We start from the raw sequence: 14,750 nt of genomic DNA on the forward strand, positions 1-14,750 counted from the left end.
AGGTTACGCGGTAGCCTGGCGCTGTTTGAGCAGTGTCAGGGCGGTGTCCTCGATCATGTCCTCCTGCCCGCCGACCATGCCGCGACGGCCCATTTCCACCAGAATTTCCCGCGCCGACACACCGTATTTGGCTTCGGCGCGCTTGGCGAACAGCAGGAAAGAACCATAGACCCCGGCGTAGCCCATGGTCAGGGCATCCCGGTCGCTGCGGATCGGGAAGTCCATGATGGGGACCACCAGGTCTTCTGCGACGTCCTGAATACCAAACACATCCACCCCGGTGTCAATGCCCATGCGGTCACAGACCGCCACCAGCACTTCCATCGGTGTGTTGCCTGCGCCTGCGCCCAGACCGGCGCAGGCGGCATCAATGCGGGTGGCACCGGCGTCAATGGCGGCAATGGAATTGGACACCCCCATGGCCAGGTTGTGATGGCCGTGAAAACCGATTTCGATGTCGTCACCGAGCGCCTGGCGGATGGCGGTAACCCGCTCATGCACGTCGTGGGGCAGCATGTAACCGGCCGAATCGGTGATGTAGATGCAGTTGGCGCCGTAACTTGCCATCAGCTTTGCTTGCTGGGTCAGGCCTTCGGCCGTGTTCATGTGCGCCATCATCAAAAAACCCACGGTGTCCATGCCCAGCGTGCGGGCTTCGGTGATGTGCTGTTCCGAGACGTCCGCTTCGGTGCAGTGGGTGGCCACCCGAATCGTATTCACACCGAGGTCTTTGGCCATGCGCAAATGATCCACGGTGCCGATCCCGGGCAACAGCAGGGCCGACACTTTGGCCTTGTTCATCAGCGGAATAACCGCCGACAGGTATTCTTCATCCGTGTGCGCGGGGAACCCGTAGTTTACCGATGCGCCACCCAGACCGTCGCCGTGGGTAACTTCAATCAGGGGGACGCCTGCGGCATCCAGCCCTTGCGCAATAGACTTCATCTCCGCGAGGGAAATCTGATGGCGTTTCGGGTGCATGCCATCGCGCAGGCACATGTCGTGAACGGTGATCTTTTTGCCTTGCAGGTTCATGACAGTCTCCTTAAGCCACAGTTTGGGTGAGTAGTTTTTCGGCGAACAGTTCGGCGGTGCGGGCCGCGGCGGCGGTCATGATATCGAGGTTGCCGGCGTATTTCGGCAAATAGTCTCCCAGTCCCTCAACTTCCATGAAGATGGACACCCGGTTGCCGTCAAACACCGGGCCGTTCACCAACTGGTAGCCGGGTACGTACTTCTGTACTTCGCCGATCATGGCATGAATGGACGCGGTGATGGCGTCCTGGTCGGGCTCGCCTTCCACCAGGCAATGCACCGTGTCCCGCATGATCAGTGGTGGTTCAGCCGGGTTGATAACGATTATGGCTTTGCCTTGCCGGGCGCCGCCGACCTGTTCCACCGCGCTGGCGGTGGTGCGGGTAAATTCATCAATATTCTTGCGGGTGCCGGGGCCCACCGATTTGGACGCCGCGGTGGCAATGATCTCGGCGTACGCCACCGGTTGCACGCGGGACACGGCGGCCACCAGAGGGATGGTGGCCTGACCACCACAGGTGACCATGTTGACGTTGGTTGCGCCCTGGTTCAGTTTCGCTTCCAGGTTGACCGGCGGGACACAGTACGGGCCGATCGCAGCGGGCGTCAGGTCGATCATCAGGACGCCCAACTCGTTGAGCTTACGGCTGTTGTCAGCGTGGACGTAGGCCGAGGTGGCATCAAAGGCAATGCGGATATCGTCGTCCTGTATGTGCGGCAGCAGTCCGTCGACCCCGTCGGCGGTAACTTTCAGGCCCATGTCCCGGGCCCGTTGCAGACCTTCAGAGGTAGGGTCGATGCCCACCATCCACACGGGTTCGAGGACTTCGCTTCGTTGCAGCTTGTACAGCAGGTCGGTGCCAATGTTGCCCGGACCGATCAGGGCGCAGCGGATTTTTTTACTCATTGTTTGACTCTCCGGTAACAGACTCAGTCGGTAAACGTCAGGCTGGCGGAACCCAGACCGGTGATGTTCATGGCGAAGCGGTCGCCGGCGGCCACAGGCACCAGCGGCGCGAGGGCACCCGACAGGATGATTTCACCCTTACGGAAGGGGATGCCCAGTTTGCCCAGGGTGTTGGCCAGCCAGGCAACCGCTTCACAGGGGTGGCCCTGCACCGCCGAACCCAGGCCACTGCCGGCGGGTGCACCGTTCTTGGTCATGGTGAGTTCGACACTGGCCAGATCGACGGTACGCGGGTTGATACGCCCGCTGCCGAGGGCAAAAACGCCACAGGAGGCGTTATCGGCCACCGTGTCTTCGATGGCAATCTGCCAGTCGCGAATCCGTGAATCGACGATCTCGAAGCAGGGCACCACCCATTCGGTGGCGGCCAGCACGTCACTGGCGGTCACTCCGGGGCCGTTCAGATCTGCTGCCAGGATAAAGGCGATTTCACCTTCGGCCCGGGGCTGGACCAGGCGGTGTTCCGCCATGCTCACGGCGCTGCCGTCCGGCACCGACATGGCGTCGGTGAGAAAACCGAAGTCAGGCTGATGCACGTTCAGCATTTCCTGGACGGCTTTCGAGGTCACCCCGATTTTCTTGCCGATGACCCGTTGCCCGGCGGCTTCTCGGCGCTGCAGAAAGCGCAGCGAGATCCGGTAGGCCTGGTCCAGGGTCAGGTCGTGGTAACGCTCGGTCAGCGGGGCCAGACTGGTGCCCGATTGCAGGGCGTCAAACAGTTCGTCGCCCAGGGCTTGAATGAGGTTGTCGTCGATCATGGTGGTGTCTCTCAACCGGCTCGGTGGAATGAATGGGTTCAGCTCGGGAATACGCTGGTATCGGCACCGCCATCCACATCGATGATTTTGCCGGACACCCAGCCCGATGCGGGTGACGCCAGATACAGGGCTGCCGCAGCGATATCTTCAACTTCACCCAGGCGCTGCAGAGGCGTGTTCCGGGTCATGGTTTCCTTGACCGTGTCCGGCATCACCTTGGCGAGGGCGTCGGTCATCACCGGACCGGGGGCAATGCCGTTGATGCGTACCTCCGGAGCAAAGTCCTGGGACAGCAGCTTGGTCATGTGGGTCAGGGCCGCTTTGGCGGTGCCGTAGGCACTGAAATTGGGTTGTACATAGCGGGCGGCCACCGACGTGATGTTGATGATGTTGCCGCCACCGGCCTCGCGCATGTGGGGCACGCACAACTGGGTCAGGTGGTAAGCGGTGGTCACATTGAAATGCAGCAGCCGGTCCAGTTCCTGCCAGGATTGTGTCAGCGGGTCGTTGGGGCCACCGCCGCCCACGTTGTTGACCAGGTGGGTGATGGTGCCAAAGGCGTCCAGCGCCTGTTTTACCAGGGTTTCACGGTCACCGGCGTCGGTGGCGTCACAACGGACGGCGATCGCGTCGCCGCCGTTATCGCGAATTTGGGCGACCACCGCCTCCACGTCGCTCAGGGTGCGGGCGGCGCAGACCACCCGGGCACCGGCTTCGGCGTAGGCCAGGGCAATGGCGCGACCAATGCCTTTGCCTGCCCCGGTAATCACGGCCACACTGCCGGTCAGGCGGAAACGATCAATCAGGCTCATGTCACACTCCTTCTTTCGCGTCAGGCGGTTTGCTCGGTTTTGTTGGTCTCGCCGCCGCCCCACAGGTCCGGCAGACCGGGATCGGTGATCTTGATCAGGCGCTTGAGCAGAAATTTCAGGGCTTCGGTTTCACCGGCACCCAGCTGGTCAATCACCTGCTCCTCAACAGCTTTGGCCAGAGCAATGTGCTGGACCGAGGCATCGCGGCCGTCAGCAGTGAGCACGTAACGGTCGTCACCGGCCTGGTTTACCCGCACCACCAGGTCGTATTCCTGCAGTTTGTCCATTTCCGCGCGGCTCACCGAACTGCCGGTGTAATCAACAAACCGGTTGATTTCTTCCAGGGTCAGATTGTCCTGAATACTGAGGACCGAGAGGATAAAAAACTGCTGCTCATCCAGTCGCTGACTCTGCAAGAGGTTGCGCAACGAGGCGACCAGTTGAAAATGGGCCCGTCCGGCCAGGTAGCCCAGCAGATCTTCGGTGTAGCTGCACTCCGGAGTCGGGGTGGCACCAAGCTGAACGCCTTCCCGTGGTTTGCGGGCGGCCAGCGCATACTGGCCGCTCTGGAAGGCCAGTGGCGGCAGGTCGGTTTTGTCAAAGTTGAGGACTTCGCCCACGAAAATCATGTGGTCACCGCCTTCGTACATAAAGGCCGTGCGACAGTTGAAGCGGGCCGTGCAGTTCTTCAGCAACGGAATATTGTTGATGCCCGGATCCAGCTCCAGGCCTTTGAACTTGTCTTCCCCGCGGGACGCAAAACGCCCGGACAAGGCTTCCTGTTCGGTCGACAGGATATGTACGTTCCAGTGTTTGTTGTTGGTGAACGCCGACAGGCTCATGGCGGATTTGTCCAGACTCCACAACACCATGGGTGGGTTCAGCGACACCGAGTTGAAACTGTTGGCGGTAATGCCAACGGGCTCGCCGTTCTCGGCCCGCGTGGTAATGATGGTGACGCCTGTGGTGAAGGTGCTCAGTGCCGAGCGAAATTCCCGGGGGTCGAAGCTGGCTTTGGCCATGGTGGTACACCTCATGTATGACTTGCTGGGTTAGCCTCAGTATCGGGGGCTCGCCGGCCCTGAACATCGTCTCTATGGACTATCGACCGGTTGCCTGCAACTGCCCGTCGCTGACGGTTTTTTTTCGCCATCGTCTGAACAGACGAGGCGGCCTTGCAGAGGCGCTTCTAAGCTACCCCTATAGCCTGCAAATAATTCAAACAAAACAATAAGGAGAGCCCCATGAGCGCTCAGTTGCGAACGCCGGAAGATTTGTCTGGGTTGTTAAAACAGCACCGAGCAGCAACAGACGGACAGGGCGCGGTTGATGTGGAGACGCGCAAACGCCGGCTCCAGGCGGTCATCGACTTGCTGGTGGATCATCATCAGGAACTGTGCGCCGCCATGGCTGCCGATTTTGGCGGCCGCCCCATCGGTTTCAGTCTGATGAACGACATTCTGGGCTCTCTGGGGTCGCTCAAGTATGCCCGCGATCACCTGGAAGAATGGATGGGGCCGGAACCGCGGCAGGTGTTTACGCCCTACGACCAGATGGGGGCGCAGGCGTGGGTCCAGTATCAGCCCAAGGGCACCGTCGGCATTATCGGCACCTGGAACGCACCCATTTTCACCCTGTTCAGCCCGCTGGCCTCCGCGTTGTCGGCCGGTAACCGGGCGGTGCTCAAACCGTCGGAAGTGGTGCCGGAAACCGCGCGGGTGCTGGGGCGTATTATCGGAGAGTGCCTGGACCCCCTGGACGTGGCCGTGATCACCGGCGGGGTAGAGATCGGCCAGGCCTTTGCCGGTATGCCGTTCGATCATCTGGTGTTTACCGGCAGTACTCAGGTGGGTAAGAAGATCATGCGGGCCGCCGCCGACAATCTGGTGCCCGTCACGTTGGAGCTGGGTGGAAAATCCCCGGCGATCATCGGCAGCAGTGCTGATATCCGTGAGGCCGCCCGCCGGCTGGCCATCGCAAAAGGCACCAACGGTGGTCAGTTGTGCATTTCCCCTGATCTGCTTTATGTGCCGGAGGCCGCCCGGGAGGAATTTCTGGAAGCCTTCTGTGACACCTACAGCACCTTGTATCCGACGATCGAGGGCAACCCAAATGTGGTGTCGGTGGTTAACGACCAGCATATGGCCCGCATTGACGGTTACGTGGCGCAGGCGCAGGAGGCCGGCGCAGAGCTTGTGCGCTGCCCGGATGTGCCTGTTCCGACACAAGGGCGCAAACGTCCCCTCAGCATTGTGATCAACCCGCCACTGACGGTGGACATCATGCGTGAGGAAATTTTCGGGCCGGCGCTGGTGTTGCTCACCTACAGCGATATCAACCACGTGGTTGCGGAAATCAACAGCGGTGAGCGTCCGCTGGCCCTGTATTACTTCGGTGAGGATGAGGCTGAACGGACATTTGTGCTGGAACACACCCGGTCCGGCGGGGTCACCCTCGACGATGCGCTGATGCACGCCGCCATGGAGGACGCACCCTTTGGCGGCGTGGGCGCCTCAGGCATGGGCCATTACCACGGGCGCGAGGGCTTTGCCGAATTCAGCCATGCGCGCACCGTGTTCCGCAGTGCGCCGGTGGATCCGCGGGGCGAGTGGGGGCTGCTGCCGCCCTTCAGCGACCAGTTTGCCGCCATGATGGCCGCACAGGTCACACGCTGACAAATCCAACAAAGGTGTCCCCGGCACGGCCGCCTGGTTGTGGCCGGGGGTTGCCGGTTTCGGTGACCGGCCCGGTGGCCGGACCACAAGTTCCGTCGGAGTTTTTCTTATGTGGCAGTCCTTATTGCGCTTGACGATAGCCAGGCGACTGTTGTTCTGGGCTTTTCTTGCCAGTGCCTTGTTTTACAGTGCCGTGTTGCTGGGCTGGTATGGGTTGCAGTCCTCTCGCGACAGTCTCAGAGAGGTGTACCGCGAGCACCAGGCGGCGATGTTGCTGACCGTGGAGATGGACCAGTTACTGAGCCAGAACCGGCTGTTTGTCATGCTGGCCTTTCATTTTGACCCCAGGGGCAGGTTGTATCTCGCCCACAGTCGCCCCCTGTCCACCTATATCGAGCAGATTCGCAGCAACAGTGAGACGATTGAGGGGTTGCGCCGCCGGCTCATGGATGCCCCCATGACCGACGCCGAGCAGGCGTTGATGAAAGCGTTTGACGAGCAGTATGACATCTGGCGGGAAGATCTGGAGGCCATGCTGGAGCTGCTGGAAATAGAGGATTTCGGTGAACTCGGAATGACCCTGTTTCTCCGGGTGGGCGCACCCGCAGGTGAGGCCGCCAGTGATGTTTTGGCGCAGCTGCTGGCCAGTCAGCGGCAAAAAACGGCGGCGGTCACCCTGGCGGCTGAACAGGATTATGAACGCATCGTAGCCCTGTATGTGGGTTTGGCGGTGTTTGGCCTGATCGCCGGCACCCTGACCGGACTGGCCACCCTGCGCCGGCTTCGCCGCGGTTTTGCCCAGGTCACTGCGTCGGCTCGGGCGATTGCCGATGGGGATCTGGCCCGGCCATTACCGCCTGCAGGTGGCGATGAAATCGGTCAGCTACTGGAAGAACAGGCACGAATGCAACGCGGCTTGCAGACTCTGATCGGGCAGATGCGCGCTCAGGTAGGCGTGCTGGGCCGGTCGGCTGAAACCCTGAAGGCCGATGCCCGTACCTCATCGGATCGCGCGCGCCAGCAATCGGATGCGCTGACCACCATATCGGCGGCGGTGGAAGAGCTGTCCGCTTCTATTGCAGAGGTCGGTGGTCACGGTGAATCGACCCGGGGCATCGTCCAGCGTGCGGCCAATCATTCGCAAGAAAGCGAAGCCGCCATTACGCAGATGGTGGACGAAATGCTGGCCATGTCCACAGCGGTAACCGATACCGCAGAGCGCATGCAAGAGCTGGATGTTTTTTCCCGGCAAATTGACAGCGTCATTGGCGTCATCAACGAGGTTGCTGAACAGACCAATCTGTTGTCACTCAACGCTGCGATTGAAGCCGCACGGGCCGGGGAGCATGGCCGCGGGTTTGCGGTGGTGGCCGGGGAGGTGCGCGGGCTTGCCCGGCGCACGTCGCAATCGACTGTGGAAATCACCGCAACGGTGCAACAGATCCAGCAGGCAACCCGCAGGGCGTTGACCGATATGCAGGACACCGTGACCAGGGTGGAGGCCGGTGTGGACAGCGCTCGTCACGCCCGCGTGGCCATCGCCGATATACGTGCCGGCACGGACGAGATTATCCGCGCCGTCAATGAAATCAGTGAGTTGCTCAACAGTCAGGCCCTGACCACCCGGGAGATCGCCGCTGAGGTGGAGAGTGTAACCGCAGGCGTGGTTGACATGTCTGGCAGTGCGGAGCGCAGCTCCGGCTCCGCTGAACGGCTGACGGAGCTGGCGGTGGAGCTGGAAGGGCAGGCGGCCCGGTTTCGCCTGACCGAACTCACGGTGTAAACCGGCAACCCGATGGATCGCCGATTCCTAGTCCGGTTTGACGATGAGTGGCTGACAGGGGGGCCCGATAATCGCAGATAGCCGCTGAAAATAACTTTTGCGAAATCCCCTGGAGAACAAACATGGCTATCACTCATCACAAAACCGAACACGAACGCGAGCTGATTGAACGGGCCCGCAAGTTGATTCCCTCGCTGAAAGCACGCACCGCCCAGGCTGACCGTGATCTCAGAATTCCCGATGAGACCATTGCCGACATGCAGGAAGCCGGCTTGTTCAAGGCTATGCAACCCAAACGCCATGGGGGATACGAAGTAGACCCGCGTACTTTTTTCGAGATTCAGATGGCGCTCGCCGAAGGCTGCATGTCGACCGCCTGGGTGTACGGAGTGATGGGTGTGCATCCCTGGCAGCTGGCCCGCTACCCTGCGCAAGCCCAGCAGGACGTCTGGGGTGAGGATCAGAACACTCTGATCGGTTCGACCTACATGCCGGTTGCCAAAATCACCCCGGTTGAAGGCGGCTACCGCATCAGTGGGCGCTGGGGGTTCTCCAGCGGCAGCGAGCATTGCAAGTGGACCCTGCTCGGCGGCATCTTGCCGGCGGATGAGAATGGTGAGGGGCAGGAGCACGGCACCTTCCTGGTCCCCATTTCCGATTATCGGATCGAGCGCAACTGGGATGTGCTGGGTCTGCGCGGCACCGGCAGTCACGACATCATAGTCGACGACGCCTTTGTACCGGCGCACCGGGTGCAGCGCACCAACAACAGCTCACCGGAAGCCACCCCGGGGCTGGAAGAAAACACCAACCCGATCTTTGCGATCCCCTTCGCCCAGGTGTTTACCCGGGCGGTGTCCACCTCCGCCCTGGGGGCGTTGCAGGGTGCCATCAATGAGTTCCGTGAAAACGCCGCCAAGCATATCGGCAAGCACGGTGCCAGGACCGCTGAAGATCCGGTCGCCCAGGACGCGGTGGCAGACGCCATCATCACCCTCGATATGCTCAAGCTGGTGTTGCACCGTAATTACGACGATCTTCTGGAAACCGCCAATAACGGTGAATTGCCGGATGTGGAAACCCGGTTGCTGTACCGGTATCAATCCGCCTACGTGACCAACACCTGCGCGGAAAAAATCAACGCCCTGCTTCGCTGCATGGCAGCCTCGGGCCTGTATAAGACCAACCCGGTAGAGCGGATTTTCCGTGACGTGCATCAGGCCCGTGGCCACATTGCCAATAACGTGGCGGCCTATGGCCGTGCCTTCGGAACGGTCCAGCTGGGCTTGCCCAACCCTGACCCGTACGTATAAGGCATTGCCGCTGCGTCGGAGACGCGGCCCAGCGGCCCAACACTTTCCCATTCCGTGACTGAAACAGGTGTATACATGGCCGGTAAGAGTGAATTCAATGCGGATTACGATCTGGTGGTCGTGGGTTCAGGTGCAGGCGCCATGACCTCGGCGGTAACGGCCGCCGCGAACGGCCTGCGTGTGCTGGTGATCGAAAAAACCGGTGAATACGGGGGCACGTCGGCCCTGTCGGGTGGTGGCATCTGGATTCCCTGCAACCCCCACTTCAAGGCAATCGGTGGTAAAGACAGCCCGGAAAAAGTCTGGACCTACCTGAAAAATGCCATTGGCGAGGATATCGACGAGCCCCGGGTGCGGGCGTACATCGACAAAGCGCCGGAAATGATCGAGTGGCTGGAAAAAAACTCCCGGGTGCGTTACGCCGTCGCCGACAAATACCCCGATTACTACATGCACCTTGAGGGCGCCCTGGAGGGCGGCCGCACCCTGGATCCGGAGCTGTTCGACCTGTCGGTGCTGGACGGTGAGCTGGCCAGACTCCGTCAGGGCTCACGGGGCAACATGTTGATGGGCAAGATCGCCTGGACGGCCCGTCAGGCCCATGTCGCCATGTCCAAATCCCGTGGCTGGCGGCTGATGATCCTCTGGATGATGTTGCGCTACAAACTCGATTTCCGGTGGCGCAAGAAAACCGGAGAGCAGCGTGACCGGCGTACCGCATTGGGTAACGCCCTGGTGGCCAGTTTACGGGCGTCGCTGATGGACCGTGATGTGCCCTTATGGTTAAACACCAACTTTGTCGAGCTGATCGAAGAGCAGGGTCGGGTCAGCGGTGTGGTGGTCGAGCGTGACGGCCAGCAGCAGCGGATTCGTGCCCACAAGGGGGTGGTTCTGGCGGCGGGAGGGTTCGAGCAAAACCCGGCCCTGCGGGAAAAATACCTGCCCAAACCCAACAAGGTAAACTGGAGCACCACCCCGGAAGGGGCCAACACCGGCGCCGCATTGGAAGCCGGGCAAAAACTGGGAGCAGCCACCGCCTTGCTCGACTGGGCCTGGTGGACGCCTTCGTTTCTGGTGCCCGGTGAAACCAAAGCACGCGGCGTATTTGCCGAACGGGCGTTCCCCGGTGCCATTGTGGTGAACGGTTTGGGGCAGCGTTTTGTCAACGAGGCCGCTCCCTATCTTGAATTTGTCACTGCGATGTACGCCGATAACGACAAAACCGGGGGCAAATCCATCCCCGCCTGGGTGATATTCGACGCCAAATTCCGGTTCAACTACGCCATGGGTCCGCTGATGCCCGCGCAGATCATGCCGGACAGCCGCTTGCGCAAAGAGTGGCTCAATGAGCTTTACTACAAAGCGGACACCCTGGACCAACTGGCCGGCAAGATTGGCGTGGACGCCGCCGGTCTGCAGGCCACGGTGGGCAACATGAATCGCTATGCTCAAACCGGGGTCGATGAAGAGTTTGATCGCGGTGGCAACCCTTTCGACCGCTATTACGGCGACAGCAATGTAAGCCCGAACCCCTGTCTGGCGCCGGTTGCCAAAGGCCCGTTTTACGCCATGCCCATTCAGGCCGGTGATATCGGCACCAAGGGGGGCTTGTTGACCAACGAGCGCGCCCAGGTACTCAAACCGGACGGGCAGGTGATTGCCGGTCTGTACGCGATTGGCAACACCTCGGCGTCGGTGATGGGCACCACCTATCCCGGTGCCGGTGGCACCCTGGGGCCTGCCATGACCTTCGGTTACATTGCTGCGCTGGATGCGGCTGCACAAAACTGAGGAAGACACCATGAGCCACAGACTGACCGGAAAAGTTGCCATTGTGACCGGTGCCGCCAGCGGCATGGGCGAAGCCATCGCGCGGCGTTTTGTCAAAGAAGGCGCGCGGGTACTGATGTCTGACCGGAACGACAGTGATGGCCCGCGTATCGCCGAAGAAATCGGCGCGCTGTTTGTGCGCCACGACGTCACTGACCCCGAAGGCTGGCAGCAGGTGGTGAGCACCGCTGTGCGTGAGCTGGGTGGTCTGGACATTCTGGTGAACAACGCCGGTATCCTGATCCCGGGGGATATCGAGCAGGCCAGTTACGACGACTGGAAACGCTTGCTGACGGTGAACGCGGACAGCGTCTTTCTCGGCTGCAAGGCTGCCATCGCAGTCATGAAGCAGGGCGGCGGCGCCATCGTCAATATGTCGTCCATCGCCGCGCTGGCGGGCAAGGACGATTACGTCGCCTATGGGGCCAGCAAGGGGGCCGTAGCCGCATTGACGCGGGCCGTGGCCGCCGACTGCCGCCGCAAGCGTTATCGCATCCGCTGCAACTCGGTGCACCCTGATGGGGTGCTGACACCGATGACCCGGGCGGTGTACCCCGAAGGCATTGATCCCGAGATGCTGACCATCGATAAAGACCCCATGAACCGTGCCTGCCGACCGGACGATGTCGCCGACGCTGTACTCTATCTGGCCTCGGAGGAAGCCCGGGCGGTCAATGGTATCGAGCTGCGCATCGACAGCGGCCAATTTGTAATGAGTATCTGATATGAGCACATCCAATTATCATACGCTGAGGGTGGCTGCGGTCATTCAGGAAACCCACGACGCCTGTTCGTTCGAATTCGACCTGCCGGAGGCGTTGGCGTCGGAGTTCAAGTACCGGCCCGGTCAGTTTTTGACCCTGCGCATTCCCTGGCAGGACGACTGGCTGCCCCGGTGTTATTCATTGTCCAGCTCGCCGTTTGAAAACGAGCGCATGCGGGTGACCGTCAAACGGGTGGATGATGGCCGCGGGTCTAACTGGCTGTGCGACACCATCAAAAGTGGCGATACGGTGCAGGTGCTCAAACCAGCCGGGGTATTTGTTCCCAAGGATCTGAACGAGGATTTCCTGCTGTTTGCCGGAGGCAGCGGTGTCACCCCGGTATTGTCGATACTGCGCTCGGCGCTGACCCAGGGCCAGGGACGCGTGCGGCTGTTGTACGCCAACCGGGACGAGCAGTCGGTGATCTTCCGGGACTTTCTCCGGGAGCTCGCGGCCGAGTTTCCCGAACGGCTGCAGGTGATCCACTGGCTGGACTCGGTACAGGGGCACACCTCGCCACGGCAGCTGGCCCCGCTGGCTGAGGGTTTTGCGGGCGCCCAGGTGTTTGTCTGCGGCCCCGAACCCTTCATGCAGTGCGTCGAACAGGCCATGAAACTGGCCGGAGTGAGCGGCAAATCGGTGCATGTGGAACGCTTCGTCTCATTGCCGGGCGAGAGCAAAACCCACATCGAGACGGTGGTGGAACACGAAGGCTCCACCGCCACCCACCTGACGGTCGAACTCGACGGGGAAACCCGTGAGATTGAGTGTGAAACGGGGGAAGTGCTGCTGGCGGCGATGCAACGGGAAGGTATGAAGCCCCCGCACTCCTGTCTGGTCGGCTCCTGTGCCACCTGTATGTGTACCCTGGTGTCGGGCGATGTGGATCTGCTCGCCAATGAAGCTCTGGATCGCGACGAGCTGGCCGAAGGCTGGACACTGGCCTGTCAGGCGGTGGCCACCAGTGACCGGGTACACCTGAAATTCCCTGATTAGTCCTCCCGGATACCGGGAACCGGAAGGTACCCGGTATCGTCCATTTAAGGGATGTTCTTGTCTTAGTGCTCGAAGATACTGCTTCTTACCCTTGAGCGGGATAATAAAAAGGAGCATTCATGAAACTTCAGCGTGCGCTGTGCAAACCATCAACCAGGCTATCTCTGAGGCGGGTGTCTCTGGCAGTTGCGGCCGCCAGCTGCAGTAGCCCTGTGTGGGCGTTGCCCACCGTCAGTTTCGACAATGGCCTGACCCTGCAATCCCAACTGACCGCCAACTACACCCTGTCGGCGCGGACAGGTTCCGCCAGCAAGGAATACCTCAACGACCTGAATAGCGATGACGGGACCCGCAACTTCGACGAGTGGGGCCTGATCAACAACCGGCTGAGCTTGTTTGGCGAGGTCATCGCCCGCTACGAAAACCTGGGCGCGGTGTTGCGTGGCAGTCATTTCTACGACGACGTCTATCACCAGAGCAACGATAACGACTCGCCGGACACCGTTAACAAGCGCGGTAACCACCAGCGATTCACGTCTGAAACCAAAGACCGCAGCGGGGGCGAACCCCGGCTGCTGGATGCCTACGTGTTCGGCAACTTTGCCCTGGACAATTCCCAGTTCCTGTCCCTGAAAGCCGGCCGCCATCTGTTTGTGTGGGGCGAAAGTCTGTTCTGGCCCAACATCAGTCAGGGGCAGGCCCCGGTGGATGCCACCAAGTTCAACGTACCGGGCACCGAGGCCAAGGACGCCTACCTGCCGGTGGGGCAGGTGTCGGTGAACTACTCCCTCAACCACCAGCTGACCTTCACCGGTTTCTGGCAGTACGAATGGGAAGAGACCCTGTTGAACCCCGTGGGGGATTTCTTCGGGTCCGATTTTTTCGGGCCGGGGTCGGAGTTCTGGCGCTTTGCTCCCGGGCCCGTCGGTCCGACGACCGCTTTTGCCAGCGCCGGCGAGGTAAAACCCGGTGACGATGGCCAGTGGGGCATCGGGGTGCGCTTCAACCCGAATTTCAACACCGAACTCGGGTTGTATCACTACCGTTACCATGACCGGGTGCCGGTGCTGTTTTTTGATGCGACCGGCACCACCCGCTACAGTTCGGCGCCGGATCTGCGTGCCGCGGGGCCAGGCACCTACCAGTTCAAATATTTTGAGGACATCCAGCTGACCGGCGTCAGTGTGAGTACCAAAGTGGCCGATGCGGTGCAGATCGGTGCGGACGTCAGCTTGCGGGACGGTGCCGCCGTGTATCTGGTCAATGGCGCCCCCACCACCGGGGAAATCCTGCAAAGCAACCTGAACGCGGTGTACATCATCGGCCCCTCGTTTCTGGCCCAGCAAACCACCCTGCTCGGTGAGTTTGTGAACCAGCGCATTCAGGGGGTCGACACCCTGCACGTCAGCGGTGGTGTACCGGGTTCCAACGGGTCGTTCGACCGGTTCACATCCGACGCGCAGACCAAATCCAGCTCCCTGTACGGGGCCGGTATCTTTCTGGATTACCCCAGCATTGGCCAGGGCTGGGATCTGACCACCTCGGCGGTATGGACACACAACATTGCCGGCAGCGGTATTCAGGGTTTTGGCCGGGACGAGAAGCGCCTGACCCTGGGGGCGGACTTTACCTACCTGAGCAACTTCAGCGCCGGTGCCACCCTGGTGAACTATCTGTCGTCCGCCAATATCGATAGGGGCCGTGTCCTGTCCGACCGGGATTACCTGTCTTTCAACTTCAAGTACACCTTCTGACACCTGCGAGGATCCCATGTTCTATACACACGCGTTGAAAAGTTTGCTGGCCGTTGCTGCCGC

12 protein-coding genes are annotated in these 14,750 nt (G+C 60.9%); 7 read left to right on the forward strand and 5 right to left on the reverse strand.

Going from position 1 to position 14,750, the window contains the following annotated elements:
- Nucleotides 1-3 precede the first annotated feature (3 nt).
- The 5 genes from dmpG to BG841_RS07380 are packed head-to-tail and all read right to left on the reverse strand — an operon-like array spanning nt 4 to nt 4,594.
- The gene (dmpG, locus tag BG841_RS07360) at nt 4-1,035 is read right to left on the reverse strand and encodes a 4-hydroxy-2-oxovalerate aldolase (protein WP_070057065.1); all 1,032 of its coding nucleotides are present in this window, start codon (nt 1,033-1,035) and stop codon (nt 4-6) included.
- 10 nt (nt 1,036-1,045) lie between these two features.
- Nucleotides 1,046-1,942 carry an acetaldehyde dehydrogenase (acetylating) gene (locus BG841_RS07365; RefSeq protein WP_070057066.1) on the reverse strand — a complete coding sequence of 299 codons (897 nt, stop codon included), beginning with the start codon at nt 1,940-1,942 and terminating at the stop codon, nt 1,046-1,048.
- A gap of 23 nt (nt 1,943-1,965) precedes the next feature.
- Nucleotides 1,966-2,757 carry a fumarylacetoacetate hydrolase family protein gene (locus tag BG841_RS07370; protein ID WP_070058732.1) on the reverse strand — a complete coding sequence of 264 codons (792 nt, stop codon included), beginning with the start codon at nt 2,755-2,757 and terminating at the stop codon, nt 1,966-1,968.
- 41 nt (nt 2,758-2,798) lie between these two features.
- Nucleotides 2,799-3,572: a glucose 1-dehydrogenase gene (locus BG841_RS07375; protein WP_070057067.1), complete on the reverse strand. Its 774-nt coding sequence runs from the start codon at nt 3,570-3,572 to the stop codon at nt 2,799-2,801.
- Between the two features lie 20 nt (nt 3,573-3,592).
- The gene (locus BG841_RS07380) at nt 3,593-4,594 is read right to left on the reverse strand and encodes a flavin reductase (RefSeq protein WP_070057068.1); all 1,002 of its coding nucleotides are present in this window, start codon (nt 4,592-4,594) and stop codon (nt 3,593-3,595) included.
- Between the two features lie 222 nt (nt 4,595-4,816).
- On the opposite strand from BG841_RS07380, the gene BG841_RS07385 reads away from it, so the two are divergent.
- The 7 genes from BG841_RS07385 (at nt 4,817) to BG841_RS07415 (ending at nt 14,687) form a co-directional block, all read left to right on the forward strand.
- Nucleotides 4,817-6,247, forward strand: a complete 1,431-nt coding sequence (locus BG841_RS07385; RefSeq protein WP_070057069.1) for a coniferyl aldehyde dehydrogenase — start codon at nt 4,817-4,819, stop codon at nt 6,245-6,247.
- Nucleotides 6,248-6,356: 109 nt separating this feature from the next.
- On the forward strand, nt 6,357-8,030 hold the full coding sequence (locus tag BG841_RS07390) for a methyl-accepting chemotaxis protein (RefSeq protein WP_070057070.1): 1,674 nt from the start codon (nt 6,357-6,359) through the stop codon (nt 8,028-8,030).
- 122 nt (nt 8,031-8,152) lie between these two features.
- Nucleotides 8,153-9,343 carry an acyl-CoA dehydrogenase family protein gene (locus tag BG841_RS07395; protein WP_070057071.1) on the forward strand — a complete coding sequence of 397 codons (1,191 nt, stop codon included), beginning with the start codon at nt 8,153-8,155 and terminating at the stop codon, nt 9,341-9,343.
- A 75-nt stretch (nt 9,344-9,418) separates the two neighbouring features.
- Nucleotides 9,419-11,134 carry an FAD-binding protein gene (locus BG841_RS07400; RefSeq protein WP_070057072.1) on the forward strand — a complete coding sequence of 572 codons (1,716 nt, stop codon included), beginning with the start codon at nt 9,419-9,421 and terminating at the stop codon, nt 11,132-11,134.
- A 10-nt stretch (nt 11,135-11,144) separates the two neighbouring features.
- The gene (locus tag BG841_RS07405; protein WP_070058733.1) at nt 11,145-11,897 is read left to right on the forward strand and encodes a glucose 1-dehydrogenase; all 753 of its coding nucleotides are present in this window, start codon (nt 11,145-11,147) and stop codon (nt 11,895-11,897) included.
- Between the two features lies 1 nt (nt 11,898).
- The gene (locus tag BG841_RS07410; protein ID WP_070057073.1) at nt 11,899-12,933 is read left to right on the forward strand and encodes a ferredoxin--NADP reductase; all 1,035 of its coding nucleotides are present in this window, start codon (nt 11,899-11,901) and stop codon (nt 12,931-12,933) included.
- Between the two features lie 119 nt (nt 12,934-13,052).
- Nucleotides 13,053-14,687, forward strand: coding sequence for a DUF1302 domain-containing protein (locus BG841_RS07415; RefSeq protein WP_070057074.1), 1,635 nt, complete (start codon nt 13,053-13,055; stop codon nt 14,685-14,687).
- The last annotated feature ends 63 nt before the right edge of the window (nt 14,688-14,750 follow it).

This window comes from Marinobacter sp. X15-166B (assembly GCF_001752365.1).
Taxonomy (GTDB): domain Bacteria; phylum Pseudomonadota; class Gammaproteobacteria; order Pseudomonadales; family Oleiphilaceae; genus Marinobacter.